The 1,744-nt window shown below is 41.0% G+C and carries 2 protein-coding genes; both read left to right on the top strand.

Going from position 1 to position 1,744, the window contains the following annotated elements; translation table 11 throughout:
• Positions 1 to 329: 329 nt before the first annotated feature.
• Positions 330 to 1,466 (top strand): ATP-binding protein, encoded by a 1,137-nt coding sequence (locus JGK20_RS34155; RefSeq protein ID WP_293178347.1) that lies wholly within the window; start codon positions 330 to 332, stop codon positions 1,464 to 1,466.
• Positions 1,459 to 1,677: a hypothetical protein gene (locus JGK20_RS34160; protein ID WP_293233825.1), complete on the top strand. Its 219-nt coding sequence runs from the start codon at positions 1,459 to 1,461 to the stop codon at positions 1,675 to 1,677. The genes JGK20_RS34155 and JGK20_RS34160 overlap by 8 nt, the downstream gene beginning before the upstream one ends.
• The last annotated feature ends 67 nt before the right edge of the window (positions 1,678 to 1,744 follow it).

Consider the following 1,744-nt stretch of genomic DNA (forward strand, 5'->3'; position numbering starts at 1 on the left):
CTCCGGAAAGGTACGTAGTTGCGCTTCAGCGCTCCGGAAAGGTACGTAGTTGCGCTTCAGCGCTCCGGAAAGGTACGTAGTTGCGCTTCAGCGCTCTGGGAGCATCACATTTTTGCAAAAACCATCTTGCTTGCAGTGCTGTCCACCAAGAGCGAGCTGTATAATACTCGCTCGGAGTGGACAGCACTATAACAACAAAACTGAGATGCTCCCGAAGTAATTGCGCCGCGAATTTCTGTGGCTTCATCCAGATTTTGTCGATGAGTATTAATTGGGGAATCCGCGACTGAAATCGCTAGTATACTGTATGAAATGGTGTTAGCAATCCAATGCTAGAAAAGGTAAAACTTCATAACTTCAAAAGTCATCAAGATACAGAAATTAATTTTGACAATTCAGGCTTACACGCCCTCGTAGGACAAAACAGTTCTGGTAAAACATCCGTTTTGCAAGCATTGCATTATCTCAGTCAGCTTACTAATTCATCATTTGAAGATATTTTTAAGGATGAAAGAGCGCCTCAATTTATTACAACTATTGGGCAAAATAATATGTCTGTTACTGCAAATGGTTTTTGGGGAGACCAAGAGCGTAATGATTGGGAAGCTTCTTATGACTGGAGACAAAGAGTTAATCATTCTTGGTTTCCGACAGCATCATGGAAGGCCGATAAAAACCAGGAATATAGGAAAGTAATGTCTAAAACTTCCTTAATCACTACGAAAGAGCCAATTCCTGAATCTTTGAGATACTCAGTTCATCTTAAGCTAGTAGCTACTAATCTTGCTAAAGCAGCTTACAGCGATGCAATCATTCCGCGAGTTGAGTTCGATGGTTCAGGCTTAGCACCTACCTTAGACTATCTTCGTGACGAAGCTCCAGATAAGTTTCAATCTTTACAAGAAATGTTGAAACGGATTGTACCAGGTGTACGCGAAGTAGGCGTAAAACGAGCCAAGGTTATGGTAAATCGCCAACGCTTAATCGAAGTCGATGGCAAATCTATCTCCTACGAAGAAAGTCAGGAAATGACAGGGCAAGAAGTTGTCCTAGACATGAATACTGGTAAACGCATTCCAGCCCATGCGATTAGCGAAGGAACAATGCTCGCCCTCGGATTACTGACTGTTTTGATAAATCCAACTCAACCTAATTTAGTGTTACTAGATGATGTCGAACAGGGACTCCACCCAAAAGCACAACGAGAATTAATCGCTGTTTTTAAAGAAATTATTCAACAAAACAACAACCTGCAAATTATTTTTTCCACCCATTCTCCCTACATTGTGGATGAACTTACTCCGTCTCAAGTTCATGTATTAAGTAACAATAACTCCGGTGTGACTCGTTGCAAAAGATTAGATGAACATCCTGATGTAGAATGGGCAAAACAAACTTTAACCACCGGAGAATTCTGGGATGCGGAGGGAGAAGATTGGGTGGTTGCAGGAGAAATTAATGATTGAGTTTGTAGTGATTGTCGAAAGTAGTGCAGACGCACGAACCGCTACTAAATTAGCCGATCGCACTTTAGTGCAAAAAATTGACTGGTTAGACCCTGAGATGCTGCAACATCTATATCAATGGAGTGGTTTAGAAGCTGGCACAGAGAATTCTTGCTGGAAAAATATTAATCAAATTATAGCCCACATTCCGCAGATATTCGATCGGATTTAATTTCAAAAGAATTCAGAATTCTCAAAACCTCAAATAATTGCTCTGCAATCATTTGAGGCTTTTTTCA

The sequence above is a fragment of the Microcoleus sp. PH2017_05_CCC_O_A genome, assembly GCF_020738785.1.
GTDB lineage: Bacteria > Cyanobacteriota > Cyanobacteriia > Cyanobacteriales > Microcoleaceae > Microcoleus.